Genomic DNA, 21,117 nt, shown 5'->3' with positions numbered 1-21,117 from the left:
GTCCTGCCCACGCGCGCATCGGTGAAGCGCAAGATTGTTCACAACCGCCAACGGGCCGCCCGCGCTTATCCACAATTGGCGGCAACGCCGACGCGCAGGCCGATCCAGCGCCCGATCATGGAGCCATGAACGCCCCTGCCCTGATCGCCGCTCTGCGCACCGCATGCCAGGTCCCGCTGCACCTCGGACCTGCATTATCCGGCGCCATGCTGCTTCGCCTGGGCTACCTCTGCCTGGCCCTGTACACGACCCTGGGTAAGCTGGTGCACGGCTCGGGCGACCCGCGCCTGGTCCTGGCGCATCTGCAGCTGGCCGAACGCTTCGCCCAGCAGGTCCATGGCGACCAGCTATCAGGCGCGCTGCAGGCCGAAGCCACCGGCGCCCACGCGTTGTCCCTGGAGGGCTATGCCGCGCTGCGGGTGCCCGCCGATGATCCCGAAGCCATCAGCGATGACCTGTTTGCCGGGGAGCCGGGCATCGTGCCGGGGCGCTGCTGCTACAAGGACACCGCTGAGCTGCTGGCCGCCTGGCTGGGGCTGGGCTACTTCGAAGCCCGGCAGCGCCTGGCCGACGCGCACCTGCTCATCGGGCGCCGCGCCCCCCGATGGCGGCATCTGCGCGCCGCGCTTCCCCCAACTGGCAGGGCTCTATGCCAAGGGCACTGGCGACCGCCGGGCCATCGCCTCGGCCGCACGGCGCCTCGACCGGCTCGAACCGCAGGACACCACCTTTGACGGCGTGCCCCTGAAATTGCAAGCCTACGGCACCGATGGCCGCACCCTGGATGAATCCGCGGCCGAAGCGCTGGGCGACCTGGGCCCACGGGCAGCGCAGAAGCGGATCAGCGCCGAGATCAGGACCTACAAGGAACTGCATGGCAAAAAGCTGCCGCCGCGACTGGGCTTCTTCATCGGCCCTGTGAAGGACGGCGTGCATTTCTTCTCGCTTCGCACCGATGCCAGCGACGCGCAGCTGCTGAATTCGATGGCCGCCCAGGCCGGAAATCCGCGGACCAAGTCAGGCCGCGCCGACCGCGAAGCCGAACAGCAGCGCACGCCGGAATCGGGCTCCGGCACCGGAAACCCCGATGACCAGGATCAGGAACCCCAGGCCGGCCACGATTCCACGGCCAGCCAGGACTCGGGTGCCGAGCCGCAGCCATCAACTGAACCAGAAACTGCACCGCAGGCGCCTTTCTGGCTGCCCAGCGAACACCCCATGCCGCCGTGGGCCGAAGACGAAGCAGAACCCGGCAACGGGTGTGCTCCGGAGCCCGGAAACACCGAAGCGCATGCAGATGGCGATGCGGCACACGACGAGCTGCGAAGCGACGAGGCCACCGAACAGCCGGATCTGCACCGCCGCCGGCTCAATGCATTCATGGCGTTGCTGCGGGCCCCCTTCACCGGCGGAAAAAGGAAGGTCGTCACCCCGAAATTCGTGGTCTACCTGTGGCTCGCAGACTTGCAAAACCTGGCCGATGCGCATGGCATGACCGCCAACGGCGTCGATATCCCGCCCGGCGAGCTGCGGCGGCAACTGGCCAGGGCGAACATCATCCCGATCGTGCTCGGAGGCAACAGCCAAGTGCTGGATATGGGGCGCAAGATGCGCTATCACAAGGGTGCGATCGGCGAAGCCATCATGGCCCGGGACCGAGGCTGCATCGTGCCTGACTGCACCGCGCCCCCGGACCAGGTCGAAACCGACCACTACCTGAAACCCTGGTCTGACGGCGGGGAAACCAGCGTCTGGTCAGGGGCCGGACTGTGCACGGGCGATCACCACAAGCGCCACGCCGGGCAGATCACGGTGATCGATGTCGACGGGCTGCCGCACGTGCTCATGCCGGAGCATGTCGATCCGGAACGAATTCCGCGCCGCAATACCTATTGGGGTGCCCGGCAGGCAGGCGAATCCCCCACCCGCCACGCACCTGCCGCACCGGACCCCGAGCCGCCGGGCAAGGAAGAAACCCCTGATGCAGGGCGGGAAACCTGAGCGGCCCAAGGTGTTGACAGGGCCGTCTTAAACGGGCGGCGCCCGAACCACGCCAATGGGCGGTTCGGGCGCTGCCGGTGTCCGGAACGGTTCCGGCCAAGCCGCAGTCGGGCTCAGGCCTTGGTATCCTCGTCGACCCAGTCGAAGGTGCGCGTGACAGCCTTCTTCCACAGGCGCAGGCTGCGCTCGCGCGATGCCTCATCCATGGTCGGCTCCCAACGCTTGTCCTCGGCCCAGTTCTGCTCCAGCTCGCCAAGGTCCTTCCAGAAGCCAACGGCGAGGCCAGCGGCGTAAGCCGCACCCAGCGCGGTGGTCTCGGTGACCTGCGGGCGAACCACTGGCACGCCGAGGATGTCGGCCTGGAACTGCATCAGGGCTTCGTTGGCCACCATGCCGCCGTCGACCTTCAGTTCGGTCAACGGAACCTCAGCGTCGGCGTTGACCGCATCCAGTACTTCTCGCGTCTGGAATGCGGTGGACTCGAGCGCCGCACGGGCAATGTGGTTCTTGTTCGCATAGCGGGTCAGGCCGACGATCGCGCCCCGGGCATCCGAACGCCAATAGGGAGCGAACAAGCCGGAGAAAGCCGGAACGATATATACGCCGCCGTTATCCTCAACCTGGGCCGCCAGCTGTTCGACCTCCGGGGCGGTGGCGATCATGCCGATGTTGTCGCGCAGCCACTGGATCAGGGAACCGGCAACGGCGATGGAACCTTCCAGGGCATACACCGGTGCGCTCTCGCCCAGCTTGTACGCCATCGTGGTCAGCAGGCCGTTGGACGAATTCACGATCTCCGTGCCGGTGTTGAAGATCAGGAAGCAGCCGGTGCCATAGGTATTCTTCGCGGTGCCCGCGGTGAATGCGGCCTGGCCGAAGGTTGCCGCCTGCTGGTCGCCCAGGATACCGGCAACCGGCACCTCGCGCAGCAACTGGTTCGTGTGCACCGTGCCGTACACCTCCGAAGACGAACGGATCTCCGGCATCATGGACAGCGGCACGCCGAAATCGGCCAGGATCTTCTCGTCCCATTGGAGGGTCTTCAGGTCCATGAACAGCGTGCGCGACGCGTTGGTCACGTCGGTGACGTGCACACCGCCGTCCACGCCGCCGGTCAGGTTCCACAGCACCCAGCTGTCGGTGGTGCCGAACAGCAGGTCTCCTGCTTCTGCGCGTTCCCTCGCGCCTTCGACATTGTCCAGGATCCACTTGATCTTGGTGCCCGAGAAGTAGGTTGCCAGCGGCAAGCCGACGGTCTGCTTGTAGCGTTCCAGGCCGCCATCACCCGCCAGCTCGTCGACGATGTCCTGGGTACGGGTGTCCTGCCAGACAATCGCGTTGTAAACGGCTTCGCCGGTGTTCTTGTCCCACACCACCGTGGTTTCGCGCTGGTTGGTGATGCCGACGACCTCGATGTCGTGACGGGTCAGGTTGGCCTTGGACAAGGCCTGGCCGATCACTTCGCGCACATTGGTCCAGATTTCGGCTGGATCATGTTCGACCCATCCGGCGGCCGGGAAGATCTGCTCGTGTTCCTTCTGGCCTACCGAGTGCACCTCTCCGGCATGGTTGAAGACGATTGCACGGGAACTGGTGGTGCCTTGGTCAATGGCGATGACGAATTTTTCACTCATGATTCACTGCTCTCTTTCTAGAACATTGGCGCGGCGGCAAGTCCGCCAAGGATACCGCCGATAGCTGGACCGACCAACGGAACCCACGAATAGGACCAGTCGGAAGAGCCCTTGCCCTTGATCGGCAGGATGGCGTGGGCGACGCGTGGACCCAGGTCGCGGAACGGGTTGATGGCGTAGCCGGTGGCACCGCCCAGGGACAGGCCGATGGCGACAACCAGCAGGGCCACGGCCAACGGGCCGAGCTCATGCGGGGTGTGGCCCAACCCGGCGATCACGAACACCAGGACAAAGGTGCCGAAGATCTCCGTGACCAGGTTCCAGCCATAGGAGCGGATGGCCGGTCCGGTGGAGAAGACACCCAGCTGCTGGCCCGCGTTCTGCGGATCGTCCAGATGCTTCTTGTAGGCAAGCCAGGTTCCCACGGCACCGAGGAAGGCGCCAATGAACTGCGCCAGGAAATACAGCATCGTGTTGGCGAAGGTCTTGGCGACCCCTGGGGCGTATTCGGCGGCATCCGGGTTGACCAGCAGGCCGAGGGTGACTGCCGGGTTCAGGTGGGCTCCGGAAATTCCGGCGATCCAGACGCCGCAGTAGACGGCAAAGCCCCAGCCGAAGCTGATGGCTACCCAGCCCGCTGCGCTGCCGAGGGTGCCTTTCAGGGCGACGTTGGCGCAGACGCCGCCGCCCATGAGCAGGAGTATGAAAGTGCCGGCTAATTCGGCGAGAAACACGTGAGTGGACAACGTTGACCTCTTAGTGGTTTCGATTGCCGGCGGCGACTTGCCGCCGGCCAAGATGCAGCTTAGACCAGGGTGACACCGTGGGCATCTGCAAGGACCGAGAGCGAATGGTCGATCTCGGCTTGGATCTGGGACTTATCCCATTCCATCGGGTTAGCGAGGCAATTAGCTGCCTCGATCACCAAATTCTTCGTGACCAGGCCGCGGAAGGCCAGGTTGGTGCGTCGGATGAAGACGTCGATCAGGCGGCCCACCTGCTCATGCTTGGCCATGTAGGCCAGTTCCTGGCAGGACAGCTCGTTGGTGTGCTCGAGCATGGTTTCGTTGCTGCCGAGCGCTTCGAGCACTGCATCTGCGCCGGTGCCGTAGCGCTCCAGGAGCACACGCAGGCGTTCGCGTCCGGCCAGGTGCTCGCGGGCCGCAAACCAGGCGGCCAGCTCGCCCTCATTCTTCGGGAAGTTCTTGCCTCCGCCGATAGCTACGCCCACGGTGCTCGCGGTCTCGCGCTCACCCAGGAATTCAAGCGCTTTGCCGCCCAGGTTCTCGCTCAGGGCACGGAAGGTGGTCCATTTGCCGCCGATCAGCGAGAGCATCGTGGTCTTGTCGGTCAGGCGGGTTTCCTTGACCTGGTAGTCGCGGGAGACGAAGCCCGGTGCGGTGTCATCGTGATTCGGCAGCGGGCGGACGCCGGAGAACTTGTAGACGATCTGTTCTTCGCTCACGCGGATGCCCGGGAAGACATGGTGCACCAGCTCGAAGAAGTAGTCGACTTCCTCATCGGTGCAAACCGCTGGCTCGTTCATGTCGTGCTCGAGATCGGTGGTGCCTACCAGCACCCGGCCGAGCATAGGGTAGATCAATACGATGCGGCCGTCTTCGTGCTCGAAGAAGATTTCACGCCCGCCGGTGGCGGCCAGCAGCTCTGGGTGGTCGAGCACGATGTGCGAGCCCTTGGTGCCGCCGGTCCACTTGGTTTCGCGGCCCAGATCTTTATTGGTCATATCCACCCACGCGCCGGTGGCGTTGATGATGACCTCGGCCTCGAAGTCGAAGCTTTCGCCGGTGAGCACATCGCGCAGCTTCGCGGTGCCGCCGTCGACGCCTGTCAGTTCGACGTAGTTGCTGGCGCGGGCAGCGCTGTTGGCGCTCAGGCCTTCCTGAAGCACGTCCAGGGTCAGGCGCTCCGGGTTGTGCACCGAAGCGTCGAAGTAGGTGGCGGTGTACTTCACGTCATCGCGCAGCGCGGGCAGGTCCTTGCGGGCAGCCTTGCCTGCCTTGAAGTTGTGCCATGGGGTGTTGCGTCCGCCGATGCCGGCGAACACGTCGTACATGATCAAGCCGGCTTTGATCAGCGCGGCGCCGCGCTCTGTGGGCTTGCCCGACTTGTGGGTCAAGAAGCGCATTGGCGCGCTGAGCATGCCGGAGAACGTGGAGAAAATGGGGATGGTGGTCTGCAGCGGCTTGACGTAGTGCGGCGCGATCTGGAGCAGCGAGTTGCGTTCCTGCACGGATTCGTGGACCAGGCGGAACTCGCCGTTCTCCAGGTAGCGGATTCCGCCGTGGATCATGTGGGAGCTGGCACCGGAGGCGCCCTGGCAGTAATCGCCGCGCTCGACCAGGGCGACATCGATCCCCTGCATGGCTAGGTAGCGGAAAGTGGCGACGCCGTTGATGCCGCCGCCAACAACCAGAACCTGCGCCTGCGAACGTTCACGCAGTTTGGCTAGCTGTTCCCGAATCACGATTTGTGCCCCTTGTGTAATAAATGGATGAGTCTGAAGCTAGTCTTGTTACAGAACGGCAAAGCGGTCAAACAAAATGCACAAACGTGCAGAAGTGGTCTAAATCATGATGAAATCCTCCCCCCGGGGCACCTACAAGCGGGCAACGAATGGCACATCCGTGCACAGCACTCCCAAGGCCAAGGACGCGCTGCGCGCCGCCCAGCTGTACTACCTGCAGGACATGAAGATGGAAGCGATCGCCAAAGAGCTGGGAACCTCGCGTTCGACGGTCTCCCGCTTGCTCTCCCACGCTAAGCGCACCGGCATGGTCTCGATCAGCATCTCGCCCAGCGCCAACATGTCGGCGCTGCTGGGCAACCAGCTCTCCGAGCACTACGGGATAAGCTTCAACGTCGTGCCCACCGACGGCAACATGGACGACTCCGAATTGCTTTCCCGCGTCGCTGCGCACGCCGCCTATCTGCTCGGCGGCATGGTCTCCTCCTCGATGACCGTGGGCGTCGCATGGGGGTCGACGATGCAGGCGGTGTCCATGGCCCTGGGCTCGCACCCCACCCATGACACGAAAATCGTGCAGCTCAATGGTGCGGCAAACCCGGTAACCAGCGGAGTGCGCTACGCCAGCGACATCCTCACGCGTTTCGGCCAGGCCTTCACCGCACGCACCGAGCAGTTCCCGGTCCCGGCCTTCTTCGACCGGGCATCCACCCGCGAAGCCATGTGGCAGGAGACGTCGATCCAACGGGTGCTGCAGGTGCAGAAGGAGATGAACCTCGCGGTGTTCTCGCTGGGCTCGGCCGGTTCCGCTGTCGTCTCGCAGGTGTACCGCGGCGGCTACTTGACCAAAGACGAAGCCCAGGAACTGAACGAGATCGGTGTGGTCGGCGACGTGGCTACGGTGTTCTTCGACAAGAACGGCACCAGCTCGAATATTTCGCTCAATGCGCGTTCCACCGGGCCAGCCCTCGATGCACTGCGCAAGGTGCCGACACGGTTCTGCGTGGTTGCAGGGCGCGGCAAGCTGCAGGCGGTGCGCGGTGCGCTTAAAGGCGGGTTGATCACCGATCTGGTGATCGACGAGGGCACGGCCCTGGCGCTGCTGGACGGGTAGGGTTAAAGCCATGGCCCCCCGACAGCAGCTAGCGACCACCCACCATTTCAACGGCGCCGAAATCCGCGTCTACACCCACCCGGCCCAGAAGCCCTCGCGCGGCGTGATCTACGCGGTGCACGGATTCCGCGGCGACCACCACGGGCTGGCGCGCATCGTCTCGCATCTGCCGCACTACACGGTGGTCGTCCCCGACCTGCCGGGTTTCGGCTCCTCGACGTCGATGCTGGATCTGGACCACGATGTCGACGGGTATGCGGCGGTGCTCAACCAGCTGGCCGAAGAACTGCAGCTGGGTCCTTCGGTGCACCTGCTGGGGCATTCCTTCGGATCGATCGTGGCCGCCAAGCTGGCCACCGTGCGCAGCTTCGCCTCGTTGCTCTTGCTGAATCCGATCTCGGAGCTTGCCTTGGAATCCGACCAGGCGCTGCTGTCCAAGCTGGCCAGCGGCTACTACGAGGCATGCGCCAGGATTCCGGCAGGCATCGGCGAAGCGCTGCTGCGATCCAGGCTGTTCAGCGATGCGATGAGCCTGGTGATGACCAAGAGCAAGGACCCGGACATCCGGGCCTACGTGCGCGAGCAGCACCGCGCCTATTTCGGCGGCTTCCATTCGCGCGCGACCCTGGCCCAGTCCTACCGCGCGTCGATCAGCTCGACCGTCGGGGACTACTCCCCTGCCCTGGGACTGCCCACGCTACTGGTCGCCGGCAGGGAAGACGAATTGGGCACCCCGCAGACGCAGGAAACGCTGCGGGCAAGCTTCGCCGACGCGCAGCTGGTGATGCTCGAGAACGTCGGGCACCTGATCCACTATGAAAAGGCCCCGGAAACCGCGAAGGCCATCGACCGCTTCCTGCAGCAGCTGGCAGCTGGCCGACACTAGCGCCGCGGCACGTTCCTAGAGCGCGTCGTCCGGGTCGATGGCGATCGCCACGACCGGGTCCTTGGCCGCGGACATGGTTGCGCGCAGGTGGCGCAGCGCCGTGGTCACCGCGGTTCCGTCGGCGTAGGAGAAGAAGAGCACGTAGCGGTGCTGGGCCGGCGGCCCGTCAATCACCGTCGGACCATGGATTTGCACGCGCGCACGGGTCTCGGGATCCAGGTTGGCGACCAGCCGTTCGGCTCCCAAGCCCGAAATGACCGCGCTGCGCACCGCCGGAGGCAGCCCCACCTCGCGGCGCTCGGCCAATTCGCGTTCGGCAAAGCTCGCCGGGTCGTAGCGCACCAGCGCGGCCCCGGCAGGGCTCGGATTGCCGGTCAGCACCACGACTCCGTCAGCCCGCGCCATGGAGGCGGCGGTGAACCATCGGGCGATGACTTCCTCGGCGTTGCGCAGCGAATCGTGGGCCATCATCCTGTCGGCATCGAGCAGCAGCACCGCGGCGTACCCGGATTCGGCAAACGGTTCGACCCCAGGGGTTGCGACGACCAGCGCCGGCTTGTCGCCGATCCTGTCCACCGGCTTTGCTCCGGTGGAAGAAATAACGCTGACCTTGGGAAAGGCCAGGCCGAGTTCTTCGGCGGTGCGGTCGGCGCCGATGCTGGCGGCCCGGATCCGCGGCGAGGCGCAGTGCGCGCAGCGGTAGTCGTGGTACTGCTCGCCGCACCAGCGGCAGGCCACATGCGAGCCCTTGCCGGCAATGTGCAGCGGGCCCTGGCAGGCGGGGCAGCGCGCAGCGGTCCGGCAATCCTGGCAGGCCAGGGCAGGCATGAACCCGGTGCGCGCCACCTGCACCAGCACCGGACCGGTTTCCAGCGCCTTGGTGGCTTCGCGCCAAGCCAGCGACGGGATGCGGGCCCTAGCCAGCACCGGGTCGCGCTCCAGCTCGAAATCATTGGTGGTGGCCACGACGCGGGCCGTGTGCGCACGCAGCAGCTCGCGCGGCATCTTCAGCTCGATGGCCCAGCCGGTGTCCACCAGGCGCTGGGCTTCGACCGAGCGTGATGGCGCGGCGATCAGCAGGGAGATGCCTGCCTGCGCGCTGCGCAGCAAGGCCACTTCGCGGCTGTGCTGGTAGGGTGCGCGCTGTTCGCGGTGCGAGTGGTCCGCGTCCTGCCACACGATCATCAGTTCCAGCCCGGGCACGTGGCACAAGGCCGCCGAGCGGGTGCCGATGACGATCTGCACGTGCCCGCCGATGGCGCGCAGGAAGTTGCGGTAGCGCGGTGTCGGCCCGTCGTCGGCCTGCAGCCGGGCATAGGATTCGGCCCCGAAGTGCTCGTCGAGGTAGCTGCCCAGCAGGCGCAGGTCGCGGGCATCGGGCACGATCAGCAGCACCCGCTGGCCGCGCTCGATCACCGGACGGGCGGCATCCATCAGGAAACCGGGCCAGGCACCGTGGAAATTCGGCACCCAGGTGGCCACTGCCCGCAGGGTTTCGCCGCTGCCCCAGGCCGCCAGTGCCTGCTCCCCATGCTCGTAGTGGAGCAGCTGGTTCGGCGTCTCGGGCAGCTTTGGGGCGACGGTGGCCAGTTCCTCTTTTTCGACCTTGGCGGCGCGGACGGGCACGGCCAGGCGCACCACATCCCACAGGGTGCCGGCGTAGCGGGTGGCGACCTCCTGCGCGGCGTCCACGATCGCCGGGTACAGCGCCACCTGGGTGCTGACCAGCTTGGCCAGCGGCCTCAGCTTCATTTCCGGGGCGTAGTCCTCAAGCACGGCAACGATGAACCCGGAGAGCAGCTGGGGGCCGAAGTGCACCTTCACGCGGACTCCGGCCACCGCATCCTCCGTCATCGAGGGCGGGATCTCGTAGTCGAAGAAGCGGTCCAGGTGCGGGACCGAAGAATCAATCAGCACCCGGGCAACCCGCTTGATGCGGGCCGGCTCGGGTGCTGAGATCAGGGCGTCTTGCTGCACGGTGGCTAGGCGTTGAACCAGCTGCGCAGGGCGTCGACGCGGTCCAGCTTCTCCCAGGTGAAGTCGTTGTCCTCGCGGCCGAAATGGCCGTGGGCAGCGGTCTTGCGGTAGATCGGGCGCTTGAGGTCCAGGTCCTCGATGATGCCCAGCGGACGCAGGTCGAACACCTCGTTGATGGCCTTGGTGATCTTCGCCGGGTCAACGGTCTCGGTGCCGAAGGTCTCCACGTACAGGCCCACCGGACGGGCCACGCCGATCGCGTAGGCCACCTGGACCTCGGCGCGGCGGGCCAGGCCGGCGGCGACCACATTCTTGGCCACCCAGCGCATGGCGTAGGCTGCGGAGCGGTCGACCTTCGATGGATCCTTGCCGGAGAACGCGCCGCCGCCGTGGCGGGCGAAGCCGCCGTAGGTATCGACGATGATCTTGCGTCCGGTCAACCCGGCATCGCCGACGGGGCCGCCGATGATGAACGGGCCCGAAGGATTCAGGATGATCTTCGTGTTCGAGGTATCCAGGCCCGAACGCTCCAGGATCGGGGTGACGACCTCTTCGTGCAGGTCGGCCTTCAGCGTGGCCAGCTCGTATTCGGCGGCGTGCTGGCTGGAGACGACCACGGTGTCCACGGAGACCGGCTTGTCGCCGTCGTAGCCGATGGTGACCTGGGTCTTGCCGTCCGGGCGCAGCAGCGGCATGCGGCCGTTCTTTCGGACCTGGGTCAGGCGTTCGGACAGGCGGTGCGCCAGGAAGATCGAGGTAGGCATCAGCGAATCGGTTTCATCCGAGGCATAGCCGAACATCAGGCCTTGGTCGCCGGCGCCCTGCATGTCGCGCGGGTCCTTGGCGGTGCCTTCGCGGGACTCCAGCGAGTTGAAGACGCCGTCGTGGATTTCCTGGGACTGCTGGCCGATGGACACGGACACGCCGCAGCGCGCCCCGTCGAAGCCGTTGGCCGAGGAGTCGTAGCCGATGTCCAAAATGGTCTTGCGGACGATCTCAGGGATCTCCACATAGCCGTTGGTGGTCACCTCGCCGGCCACGTGCACCAGGCCGGTGGTGGTCAGCGTCTCGACGGCGACCTTCGAGTCCGGATCCTGGGCCAGCATGGCGTCGAGGATCGCGTCCGAGATCTGGTCGCAGATCTTGTCGGGGTGGCCCTCGGTCACGGATTCCGAGGTGAAAAGACGAAGTTCAGGGGTTGTTGAAGTCACCGTATAACTCTATCTGGTCTCTGGGACCGGTAAGCAGAACTAGGACATTTCGTGAACAAGCACCACATGGCGCGGCTCACTTTGTTACAGCTGCATGACTTTTTGTGGCATTCGAAATCTGCTCGATGACCACGCGGGCCACCTCCAGCTTGCTGCCCGAGGCTTGCACCGCTTCGGCGTGATCGGCGAAGAGGACGTGGATGCTGTTGGTTTCCTGCCCGAAGGTCAGCGTCGCGCCCACCTCATTGACCACGAGCATTTCGCAGCCCTTGCGCTCCAGCTTGGCCTGCCCGTACTCGAGCACGCTGCCCTGCTCGTCGCCGGTCTCGGCGGCAAAGCCGACGATGAACTCCGGCAGGTCCGGGTTCTGGCTGCGGGCGGAAACCAGTTCGGCGAGGATATCCGGGTTGCGCACCAACTCGATGACCGGTGCCGAATGCTCGTCGCGCTTCTTGATCTTCGAGTTCTCGATGCGTGCCGGACGGAAATCGGCGACCGCCGCGTTCATGATCAGCACGTCCTGGCCCGGAGCGTTCTCGAAGACCGCCTCGCGCAGCTCCAGCGCGCTTGAAGCGTGCACCAGCTTCACGCCATGCGGCGCGGGAACTTCCAGATGGGTGGCGATCAGCGTGACCTCGGCCCCGGCATCACGGGCGGCCTGCGCCAGCGCGACACCCTGGCGGCCCGAGGAGCGGTTGCCCAAGAAGCGCACCGGGTCCAGCGGTTCGCGGGTGCCCCCGGCGGTGATCAGGACCTTGGAACCAGCGAGCACCGGCTCGGAGAGCAGGTCCTGGACTGCCGCGAAGATCTCATCTGGTTCCGGAAGCCGGCCCGGTCCCGAATCCTTTCCGGTAAGCCGCCCCGAGGCAGGTTCGATCACCCGCACGCCGCGATCGCGCAGGGTCTGCACGTTCGCGACGGTGGCCGGGTGCTGCCACATTTCGGTGTGCATGGCCGGGGCCATCACAACCGGAGCCCGGGTGGCCAGCAAGGTGCCGGTGAGCAGGTCGTCGGCCAGCCCTGCGGCGGCCTTGGCCAGCACATCGGCGGTAGCCGGAACAATCAATACCAGATCGGCCTGCTGGCCGAGGCGCACGTGGTTGACGGTATCGACCGCTTCGAACACATTCGAGGTCACCGGATTTCCGGACAGGGCCTCCCAGGTGGCATTGCCCACGAAGTTCGCGACGTTCTGGGTGGGGATCACATCGACATGGTGGCCGGCTTCGCGCAGCAAGCGCAGCAGGAGCACGGACTTGTAGGCGGCGATGCCAGCCGAGACGCCTAGGACAATTCGCTTCACGAAGTACTTCCTCGAGGATTCGGTGCGGTGATGAGGTGGGTGGAAAAGGGGCTTAACGAAAAAGAAGGCGCCCGCTGCGGGGCGCCGACTTTTCGATTAGTCCTCGATGGCCTCGGCCGGAGTGACCTTCAGCAGGCTGTCATCCAGCTCGCGCAAGGCGATGGTCAGGGGCTTCTCGTTCAGCTTGGTTTCCACCAGCGGGCCGACGTACTCGAACAGGCCTTCGTTGAGCTGCGCGTAGTAGGCGTTGATCTGGCGTGCGCGCTTGGCCGAGTTCAGCACGATGGCGTACTTCGAGTCGTTGGTCTCAAGCAACGAGTCGATCGATGGGTTGATGATTCCCTCTGGGTTGGACACAGGACTCCCTATTTGTCGTTCTTTAGCCCCATGAGGGCTACAAGCTCTTCGGCGGCACGTGCGACATCGTCGTTGACGATGGTCACGTCGAATTCTGATTCCGCTGCAAGTTCTAGTTTAGCGGTTTCCAGGCGGCGCTGCTGTTCCTCGGCGGTTTCAGTGCCGCGTCCCACAAGCCGGCGCACCAATTCGTCCCACGATGGCGGGGCGAGAAAGACGAATTTTGCCTCGGGCATCGACTCCTTGACCTGGCGCGCACCCTGCAGATCGATTTCCAGCAGGACCTTCTTGCCCTGTGCCACTGCATTTTCAACCGTGGAGCGAATCGTGCCGTAGCTGTTCTGGCCATGGACGACAGCCCATTCCAGCATCTGGCCTTCCTCAACCAGGGTTTGGAAGCGCTCGGGGCCCACGAAGAAGTAGTGGACTCCATCCTGCTCCCCCGGCCGGGCGTTGCGGGTCGTTGCCGACACCGAGAGCCAGACATCTGGATAGTTATCGCGGATGTAGGTAGAGACGGTGCCCTTGCCTACTGCCGTGGGGCCGGCTAGAACAGTTACCGACGCTGCGGTCATTGACTACACTTTCGTTTTTGGCGGGCTTTGCTTGAAGTGCTCGGTGATTGCGGTGCGCTGCTTGCGTCCCAGTCCGCGCAGACGGCGTGATGGGGAAATGCCAAGTCGCTCCAGCAAGTTTGCCGCGCGTACTTCACCTACGCCCGGTACCGATTCCAGAAGGTCCATGACACGCATGCGTCCCACGGCTTCATCTTCGTATACCAAGTCTAGTACCTCGGTGATGGAAATTTTTCCGGCACTGAACTCCGCCTTGATTTCTGCACGACGAGTGCGTGCGGCGAGTGCCTTGGCGCGGGCCCGGATACGATCTTCGTCAGAGAGTTCTCGCAGTACCATCGTTCAGCCATCCTTCAGTTGTAGTGGACTAAGGCTTATGTTGAGAAACATAGCGAGGTAACGCTGCTTTTGCAAGACTAAACGCGTTGTGGCTACTAGAAACTCTAATAGCCACAACGCGCCTATGCCACTTATTCGAATTTTTTGCTAGCTAGCTGCCAGCAATTCGTCCCGGACCCTCAGGGCCTTGTCGCGGAGCGCGGTCTTGTCCGGCCCCGCTTTGAGGATGTCCCGGCTGCTCGTGCCCAGCACTTGGCCGTAGCTGGAGGCGAATGACTTGGCAATATCAGCTGCCGTGGCGCCTTGCGCGCCAAGTCCCGGTGTGAGCAGCGGAGCCTTGGAGGTCGCTAGATCGATTCCGAGCTTGGCCGGCGCATCGCCGATGGTGGCGCCGACGACCAAACCGACATGACCTAAATCTTCTGCACCTGAATTTTCCGCAGTGACTTGGTCAATAATCGTTTTAGCAACAGAGTTTTCTCCGCCGACATGCTGCACCGACGGCCCCTCCGGGTTGGAAGTCAGTCCGAGAACGAACACTCCCCGGCCGGTGGCAGCAGCCAAATCCAGTGCCGGTCGCAGCGACTCGTAGCCCAGGTATGGGCTTAAGGTCACCGCGTCTGAGGCCAGCGGGGAAGCGTCATCGAGCCATGCGGTCGCGTACGCGGCCATGGTCGAACCGATATCCCCGCGCTTGGCGTCGGCCAGCGTGAGCAGCCCGGCGGCCTTCGCGGCGCTCAAGGTGTCCTCCAGCGCGGCAAATCCCTTGGACCCGAAGCGCTCGTACAGGGCGACCTGGGGCTTGAGGATTGCCGCCGCACCGGCCATCGCTTCCACGACTGCCAGTGAGAAAGATCGCACGCCATCGGCGGTATTCTCCAGCCCCCAGGCTTCCAGCAGCGCCGGGTGCGGATCAATCCCCACGCACAGCGGGCCGGAAGCCTGCATGGCCGAACGAAGCCGCTGGCCGAATGGAATCGGCTCAGGCATTGCGTGCCGCGTTCAGGTTGGCGTCGTGCACCTGCAAGCTGGTGACATCCCACTCGTACTCGCGCAGGGCATCGATTGCCTGGACGGAGGCGTTGAATTCCGCAACGGTGGTGATCACCGGGGTGCCGACCGAGGTCGCGGCGGCGCGGATCTCGTAGCCGTCGCCACGCGCATCCGAACCCGACGGGGTGTTCAGGATCAGGCCGATCTGGCCGGCCACGATCAGGTCGACGATGGACTCCCCGCCTTCGTGCAGCTTGCCCACCACCTGGGTCGGGATGCCGTTGCGGCGCAGCACCTCGGCGGTGCCGCCGGTGGAGATGATCTCGAAGCCGTTGTCGGACAGGTGCTTGACCGGCATCACGATCGAGCGCTTGTCGCGGTTGGTGACCGAGACGAAGACCTTGCCGGCGGTGGGCAGCGGGTTGTTCGCCGCGGCCTGCGACTTGGCGAAGGCGGTGTCGAAGTACTTGTCGAAGCCCATGACCTCGCCGGTGGAGCGCATTTCAGGGCCGAGCAGCGAGTCGACGACCTTGCCTTCCGGGGTGCGGAAGCGGGCGAACGGCATGACCGCTTCCTTCACGGCGATGGCCGCGGCTTCCGGCAGGTGCGCGCCGTCGCCGGTGGCCGGCAGGTAGCTGCCGCGCAGCTCGGCCAGGGTCTTGCCGACGCCGATCAGCGCGGCGACCTTGGACAGCTGCACGCCGGTGGCCTTCGAGGTGAACGGCACGGTGCGCGAAGCACGCGGGTTCGCCTCGATCACGTACAGGATGTCGCTGGCCAGCGCGAACTGGATGTTGATCAGGCCGCGCACGCCCACGCCTTCGGCGATCGCCCGGGTGGCCTGCTTCACGCGCTCGCGCACGTCAGGGCCCAGGGTGATCGGAGGCAGGGTGCAGGCCGAGTCGCCCGAGTGGATGCCGGCTTCCTCGATGTGCTCCATGATGCCGCCGACGTACAGGTCGGTGCCGTCGAACAGGGCGTCGACGTCAATCTCGATCGCGTCTTCCAGGAAGCGGTCGACCAGGACCGGGTGGTCCACGGTGATCTCGGTGGCGTTGGCGATGTAGCGCTCGAGGTTGGCCTCGTCGTACACGATCTCCATGCCGCGGCCGCCCAGCACGTAGGACGGCCGGACCAGCACCGGGTAGCCGATGGAGTCGGCGATGGACTTGGCCTCGGCGAAGGACACGGCGGTGCCGTTCTTCGGCGCGACGAGCCCGGCGTTGTCCAGCACCTGCTGGAAGGCGCCGCGGTGCTCGGCCAGGTCGATGGCTTCCGGCGAGGTGCCCAGGATCGGCACGCCGGCGGCCTTCAGCTCGGCGGCGAGCTTCAGCGGGGTCTGGCCGCCGAGCTGGACGAATACGCCCAGCACGCCGCCGGTTTCCTCTTCGGCGTGGATGACCTCGAGCACGTCTTCCAGGGTCAGCGGCTCGAAGTAGAGGCGGTCGGAGATGTCGTAGTCGGTGGAGACAGTCTCCGGGTTGCAGTTGACCATCACGGTCTCGTAGCCCTCGGCGCGCAGCGCCATCACTGCGTGCACGCAGGAGTAGTCGAACTCGATGCCCTGGCCGATGCGGTTCGGACCCGAGCCGAGGATGATGACCGACTTCTTCTCGTGGGCCGCCACCTCGGTCTCCTCGTCGTACGAGGAGTACATGTACGGGGTGAAGGCCTCGAACTCGGCGGCGCAGGTGTCAACGGTCTTGTAGACCGGGCGCACGCCCAGCGCGTGGCGGATGCCGCGGATCACCGACTCGGACTTGCCGGTGAGCTGGGCCAGCTGCGCATCGGAGAAGCCGTGGCGCTTGGCTTCGCGCAGCACGTGCTCGGGCAGGTGCTTGTTCGCGGCCACCAGCTGCGCGACCTCGTTGATCAGCTGCAGCTGGTCCAGGTACCACGGGTCGATCGCGGTGGTCTCGAACAGCTTCTCGATGGACACGCCGGAGAACAGCAGGCGCTGGACCAGCGAGAGGCGTTCGGTCGAGCCCTTCACGATCGAGGCCAGCACTGCTTCGTGCTCGGCTTCCGGGATCGGCTCGAAGGACAGCTCGGAGCCCTTCTGCTCCAGGGAGCGCAGCGCCTTCTGCAGCGCTTCGGTGAAGTTGCGGCCCAGGGCCATCGCTTCGCCGACCGACTTCATGGTGGTGGTCAGGGTCTTGTCCGCGGCCGGGAACTTCTCGAAGGCGAAGCGCGGGACCTTCACGACCACGTAGTCCAGGGCCGGCTCGAAGGAAGCCGGGGTCTTCTGGGTGATGTCGTTCGGGATCTCGTCCAGGGTGTAGCCCACGGCCAGCTTGGTGGCGATCTTCGCGATCGCGAAGCCGGTGGCCTTGGAGGCCAGCGCGGAGGAACGCGAAACGCGCGGGTTCATCTCGATGACCACGACGCGGCCGGTGGCCGGGTCGATGGCGAACTGGATGTTGCAGCCGCCGGTGTCCACGCCGACTTCGCGGATGACCGCGATGGAGATGTCGCGCAGCTTCTGGTATTCGCGGTCGGTCAGGGTCATCGCCGGGGCGACGGTGATCGAGTCGCCGGTGTGCACGCCGACCGGATCGAAGTTCTCGATGGAGCACACGACCACGACGTTGTCGTTCTTGTCGCGCATCATCTCCAGCTCGTACTCCTTCCAGCCCAGGATAGACTCCTCAAGGAGCACCTCGGTGGTTGGCGAATACTGCAGGCCGGCGCCGGCGATGCGGCGCAGGTCCTCCGGGTTGTAGGCCATGCCCGAACCCAGGCCGCCCATGGTGAACGACGGGCGCACGACTACCGGGTAGTTCAGCTCCTCGACGGCGGCAAAGGCCTCGTCCAGGGTGTGCACGATGACCGAGCGGGCCGATTCGGCGCCGCAGCGCTCGACGACGCCCTTGAACTTCTCGCGGTCCTCGCCCAGCTCGATGGCTTCGATGTTCGCGCCGATCAGCTCGACGTCGTACTTCTGGAGGGCGCCGGACTTGTCCAGCGCGATCGCGGTGTTCAGCGCGGTCTGCCCGCCCAGGGTCGGCAGGATCGCATCCGGGCGTTCCTTGGCGATGATCTTCTCGACGACCTCGGGGGTGATCGGCTCGACGTAGGTGGCGTCGGCGAATTCCGGGTCGGTCATGATGGTGGCCGGGTTGGAGTTGACCAGGATGACCCGCAGGCCCTCCTCCTTCAGCACGCGCAGGGCCTGGGTGCCGGAGTAGTCGAACTCGGCGGCCTGGCCGATGACGATCGGACCCGAACCGATGACGAGAACTGATTTCAGATCGGTGCGCTTAGGCATTACTTGCTGTCCTTTTCTGCGGCGGAATCCAACGCGGTCATGAAGCGGTCAAAGAGGTAGGCGGCATCGTGGGGGCCGGATGCGGCCTCTGGGTGGTACTGCACGGAGAAGGCCGGGATGTCCAGGCAGGACAGGCCCTCGACCACGTGGTCGTTCAGCGAGTAGTGCGAGACCTCGACCTTGCCGAAGCGCTCGACCGGCGCGGTGACGGTGCCTTCGATCGGCGCGTCGACGGCGAAGCCGTGGTTCTGGCTGGTGATTTCCACGCGGCCGGTGGCCTTGTCCATCACCGGCTGGTTGATGCCGCGGTGGCCGAAGCGCAGCTTGTAGGTGTCGAAGCCCAGCGCGCGGCCCAGGATCTGGTTGCCGAAGCAGATGCCGAAGTACGGCATGCCGGCATCGAGCACCGAGCGCACCAGTTCCACCTGCGCGGTGGCGGTGGCGGGGTCGCCCGGGCCGTTGGAGAAGAAGACGCCTTCGGCGCCGGTGGCCTTGATGTCCTCAAGGGTGGCGTTGTACGGCAGCACGTGCACGCGCAGGCCGCGCTCGGCCAGGCGGTGCGGGGTCATCGACTTCATGCCCAGGTCGATGGCGGCGACGGTGCGCTTGGGCTCGCCGGTGTAGCCGTGGTCGGCCGGCTCGACGATGTAGGCGGTGTCAACCGAGACCTCGGCGGAGATGTTGCGCCCGGCCATCGACGGCTGCGCCTTGACCAGTTCCACCAGTTCGGCGTCGGACTTCGCGGCGTCATCGCCGGAGAAAATGCCGGACTTCATGGCGCCGGCGTCGCGCAGGTGCCGGGTCAGCGCGCGGGTGTCCACGCCCTGGATGCCGACGATGCCGTACTCGACCAGGTCCTCGTCCAGGGTGCGCTCGCTGCGCCAGTTGCTTGGACGGCGGGCGGCGTCGCGGACCACGTAGCCGGCGGCCCACATGCGGGTGGATTCCGGATCCTCGGAGTTCACGCCGGTGTTGCCGATGTGCGGGAAGGTCTGCACGATGATCTGGTGCGCGTAGGACGGGTCAGTCAGGGTTTCCTGGTAGCCGGTCATGCCGGTGGTGAAGACTGCTTCACCCAGGGTGGTGCCCACGGCGCCATAGCTGCGTCCGCGGAAGATGCGGCCATCTTCGAGTACCAACACGGCTGGTAGGTTGCTCAGGGAATTCACTTATTTGTCTCCTGCTCGGCTTACGTCGTCGTGCGACGCCAGCAACTGATAAATCTTGGGGGTGTCCTCGTGGTAGCGGGGACGGAATCCGGTGTCGAAGGTGAAGCCATCCTTGTTCCAGGTGATGACGATCAGGCCGTTCTTCTCCACGACCTTGCCGATCATCCCGCTGCTGCGCTTGACCTGTTCGTAGCGCTCCCACGGGATGTGCACGTCGCGCGCTCCGGAACGGATCAGGTGCACGCCTTCGCTGCCCAGTTCCAAGGTGGCGTTGGTGCGCACGCCGAGCTCATGCACGGCAATGCGGTCCAGCCAGTCGTCGAATTTCGTGGTGACCACGTACATGCCCTCGAAGCTGTGCTCCACCTGGTCGGCGAACTCCTCATACGGCTCGGGAATCGCCGATTGCCGGGCCTTGAGGTTGCGCCAGCCCAGCAGGATCAGCGTCACGGCAGCGACGACCGCGACGATCGTCCAGATGAGCGGCTGAAGTGCTCCCTCAGGCATTGATCGACCTCGGGGTTGCCAGCTGGCCATCGAGCACGGTGGCGTGCCCGTGGAAGAAGGTGGCGCGCACCGATCCGGGCAGCTCCATGCCGGCGAACGGCGAGTTGCGGCCCTTGGTGGCCATGGCTGCCGGGTCGACGATCCAGCGGGCTGCCGGATCCACCAGGGTGAGGTTGGCCGGCTCGCCCACGGCGATCGGGCGGCCCTGGTCGGCGACGCGGCCGATCTGCGCGGGCACCTCGGAGGTGATGCGCGCGACGTCAGCCCAACCCATCAAGCCGGTGTCGACCAGCGTGTGCTGCACGATCGACAGCGCGGTCTCCAGCCCAGTCATGCCCATGGCCGCCGCGCCCCACTCGCAGTCCTTGGCTTCGGACGGGTGAGGGGCGTGGTCGGTGCCGATCACGTCGATGGTGCCGTCGGCGACGCCGGCGCGCAGCGCCATCACGTCTTCCTCGCGGCGCAGCGGCGGGTTGACCTTGAACACCGGGTCGTAGGTGCGGACTTTCTCGTCGGTGAGCAGCAGGTGGTGCGGGGTGACCTCCGCGGTGACCTGGATGCCGCGGGCCTTGGCCCAGCGGATGATCTCCACCGAGCCGGCAGTGGACACATGGCAGATGTGCAGCCGCGCGCCGACATGCTCGGCCAGCAGCACATCGCGGGCGATGATCGATTCCTCGGCGACCGCAGGCCAGCCGGGCATGCCCAGGATCGAGGAGACTTCGCCCTCGTTCATCTGGGCGCCTTCGGTCAGCCGCGGTTCCTGGGCGTGCTGGGCGATGACCCCGTCGAAGGCCTTCACGTATTCCAGGGCGCGGCGCATCAGCAGCGGGTCGAAGACGCAGATGCCGTCGTCGGAGAACATCTTCACCGCGGCACGGGAATCGGCCATCGCGCCGATTTCGCTCAGCTGCTTGCCGGCCAGGCCGACGGTGACCGCACCGACCGGGCGGACATCCACCCAGCCGGCCTTGCGGCCCAATTCGTAGACCTGCTCGACGACGCCGGCGGTGTCGGCCACCGGGGTGGAGTTGGCCATCGCGTGCACGGCGGTGTAGCCGCCGCGGGCGGCTGCCTGCGAACCGGTTTCCACGGTTTCGGCGTCTTCGCGGCCCGGTTCGCGCAGGTGGGTGTGGGTGTCGACCAGGCCCGGCAGCAGCACCAGGTCCGTCGCATCGATCACCTGCGCGTCGCCGGCGTCGGCGATGGTGCCTAGCTGGGCGATCTTGCCGTCGGCGATCAGCACGTCGGCAGGTTCGCCGCCGAGGATGGAGGCCTGCTTGATCAAGTAGTTCATG

18 protein-coding genes are annotated in these 21,117 nt (G+C 65.5%); 4 read left to right on the top strand and 14 right to left on the bottom strand.

Annotation, left to right across the window (positions count from 1 at the left end; translation table 11 throughout):
• Window positions 1-125: 125 nt before the first annotated feature.
• Window positions 126-734 carry a hypothetical protein gene (locus BKX98_RS04090; RefSeq protein ID WP_073706217.1) on the top strand — a complete coding sequence of 203 codons (609 nt, stop codon included), beginning with the start codon at window positions 126-128 and terminating at the stop codon, window positions 732-734.
• A gap of 4 nt (window positions 735-738) precedes the next feature.
• The gene (locus BKX98_RS04085; protein ID WP_073706216.1) at window positions 739-2,001 is read left to right on the top strand and encodes an HNH endonuclease signature motif containing protein; all 1,263 of its coding nucleotides are present in this window, start codon (window positions 739-741) and stop codon (window positions 1,999-2,001) included.
• Between the two features lie 113 nt (window positions 2,002-2,114).
• Here the strand turns inward: BKX98_RS04085 and glpK are convergent, their stop codons facing one another.
• Genes glpK through BKX98_RS04070 form a run of 3 tightly spaced genes read right to left on the bottom strand, consistent with a single transcriptional unit; the run spans window position 2,115 to window position 6,120 of the window.
• Window positions 2,115-3,635 carry a glycerol kinase GlpK gene (gene glpK, locus BKX98_RS04080; RefSeq protein ID WP_073706215.1) on the bottom strand — a complete coding sequence of 507 codons (1,521 nt, stop codon included), beginning with the start codon at window positions 3,633-3,635 and terminating at the stop codon, window positions 2,115-2,117.
• A 17-nt stretch (window positions 3,636-3,652) separates the two neighbouring features.
• Window positions 3,653-4,381: an MIP/aquaporin family protein gene (locus BKX98_RS04075; RefSeq protein WP_038991305.1), complete on the bottom strand. Its 729-nt coding sequence runs from the start codon at window positions 4,379-4,381 to the stop codon at window positions 3,653-3,655.
• Between the two features lie 59 nt (window positions 4,382-4,440).
• A complete protein-coding gene (locus BKX98_RS04070; RefSeq protein WP_083586606.1) occupies window positions 4,441-6,120 on the bottom strand; it encodes a glycerol-3-phosphate dehydrogenase/oxidase in 1,680 nt (559 codons plus the stop codon).
• Between the two features lie 106 nt (window positions 6,121-6,226).
• On the opposite strand from BKX98_RS04070, the gene BKX98_RS04065 reads away from it, so the two are divergent.
• Together BKX98_RS04065 and BKX98_RS04060 are read left to right on the top strand one after the other, a co-directional pair.
• Complete coding sequence (locus BKX98_RS04065) at window positions 6,227-7,234, top strand: sugar-binding transcriptional regulator (protein WP_073706213.1); 1,008 nt, start codon at window positions 6,227-6,229, stop codon at window positions 7,232-7,234.
• Window positions 7,235-7,244: 10 nt separating this feature from the next.
• Complete coding sequence (locus tag BKX98_RS04060) at window positions 7,245-8,120, top strand: alpha/beta fold hydrolase (RefSeq protein WP_073706212.1); 876 nt, start codon at window positions 7,245-7,247, stop codon at window positions 8,118-8,120.
• A gap of 15 nt (window positions 8,121-8,135) precedes the next feature.
• Here the strand turns inward: BKX98_RS04060 and BKX98_RS04055 are convergent, their stop codons facing one another.
• From BKX98_RS04055 to BKX98_RS04005, 11 genes are all read right to left on the bottom strand, one after another.
• Window positions 8,136-10,097, bottom strand: coding sequence for a primosomal protein PriA (locus BKX98_RS04055; protein ID WP_073706211.1), 1,962 nt, complete (start codon window positions 10,095-10,097; stop codon window positions 8,136-8,138).
• Window positions 10,098-10,102: 5 nt separating this feature from the next.
• On the bottom strand, window positions 10,103-11,308 hold the full coding sequence (gene metK / locus BKX98_RS04050) for a methionine adenosyltransferase (RefSeq protein ID WP_038991113.1): 1,206 nt from the start codon (window positions 11,306-11,308) through the stop codon (window positions 10,103-10,105).
• A 76-nt stretch (window positions 11,309-11,384) separates the two neighbouring features.
• Window positions 11,385-12,611, bottom strand: a complete 1,227-nt coding sequence (gene coaBC, locus BKX98_RS04045; protein ID WP_038991114.1) for a bifunctional phosphopantothenoylcysteine decarboxylase/phosphopantothenate--cysteine ligase CoaBC — start codon at window positions 12,609-12,611, stop codon at window positions 11,385-11,387.
• A 96-nt stretch (window positions 12,612-12,707) separates the two neighbouring features.
• Window positions 12,708-12,968, bottom strand: a complete 261-nt coding sequence (rpoZ, locus tag BKX98_RS04040; RefSeq protein ID WP_038991115.1) for a DNA-directed RNA polymerase subunit omega — start codon at window positions 12,966-12,968, stop codon at window positions 12,708-12,710.
• Between the two features lie 8 nt (window positions 12,969-12,976).
• Window positions 12,977-13,543 carry a guanylate kinase gene (gene gmk, locus BKX98_RS04035; RefSeq protein ID WP_038991117.1) on the bottom strand — a complete coding sequence of 189 codons (567 nt, stop codon included), beginning with the start codon at window positions 13,541-13,543 and terminating at the stop codon, window positions 12,977-12,979.
• 3 nt (window positions 13,544-13,546) lie between these two features.
• Window positions 13,547-13,882, bottom strand: a complete 336-nt coding sequence (gene mihF / locus BKX98_RS04030; RefSeq protein WP_013349055.1) for an integration host factor, actinobacterial type — start codon at window positions 13,880-13,882, stop codon at window positions 13,547-13,549.
• Between the two features lie 147 nt (window positions 13,883-14,029).
• Window positions 14,030-14,872, bottom strand: a complete 843-nt coding sequence (gene pyrF, locus BKX98_RS04025) for an orotidine-5'-phosphate decarboxylase (RefSeq protein WP_073706210.1) — start codon at window positions 14,870-14,872, stop codon at window positions 14,030-14,032.
• A complete protein-coding gene (gene carB, locus BKX98_RS04020) occupies window positions 14,865-18,143 on the bottom strand; it encodes a carbamoyl-phosphate synthase large subunit (RefSeq protein WP_073706209.1) in 3,279 nt (1,092 codons plus the stop codon). The genes pyrF and carB overlap by 8 nt, the downstream gene beginning before the upstream one ends.
• Window positions 18,143-19,312 (bottom strand): glutamine-hydrolyzing carbamoyl-phosphate synthase small subunit, encoded by a 1,170-nt coding sequence (gene carA, locus BKX98_RS04015; RefSeq protein ID WP_066138470.1) that lies wholly within the window; start codon window positions 19,310-19,312, stop codon window positions 18,143-18,145. The genes carB and carA overlap by 1 nt, the downstream gene beginning before the upstream one ends.
• Window positions 19,313-19,819, bottom strand: coding sequence for a hypothetical protein (locus BKX98_RS04010; protein ID WP_083586605.1), 507 nt, complete (start codon window positions 19,817-19,819; stop codon window positions 19,313-19,315). It abuts the gene before it with no gap.
• The gene (locus BKX98_RS04005; RefSeq protein ID WP_121866846.1) at window positions 19,812-21,116 is read right to left on the bottom strand and encodes a dihydroorotase; all 1,305 of its coding nucleotides are present in this window, start codon (window positions 21,114-21,116) and stop codon (window positions 19,812-19,814) included. The genes BKX98_RS04010 and BKX98_RS04005 overlap by 8 nt, the downstream gene beginning before the upstream one ends.
• Between the last annotated feature and the right edge of the window lies 1 nt (window position 21,117).

This window comes from Glutamicibacter sp. 0426 (assembly GCF_001906485.1).
GTDB classification, from domain to species: Bacteria; Actinomycetota; Actinomycetes; order Actinomycetales; family Micrococcaceae; genus Glutamicibacter; species Glutamicibacter nicotianae.
The sequence above is the reverse complement of the archived record's forward strand: the minus strand, read 5'-3'. Positions and strand labels throughout refer to the sequence as shown.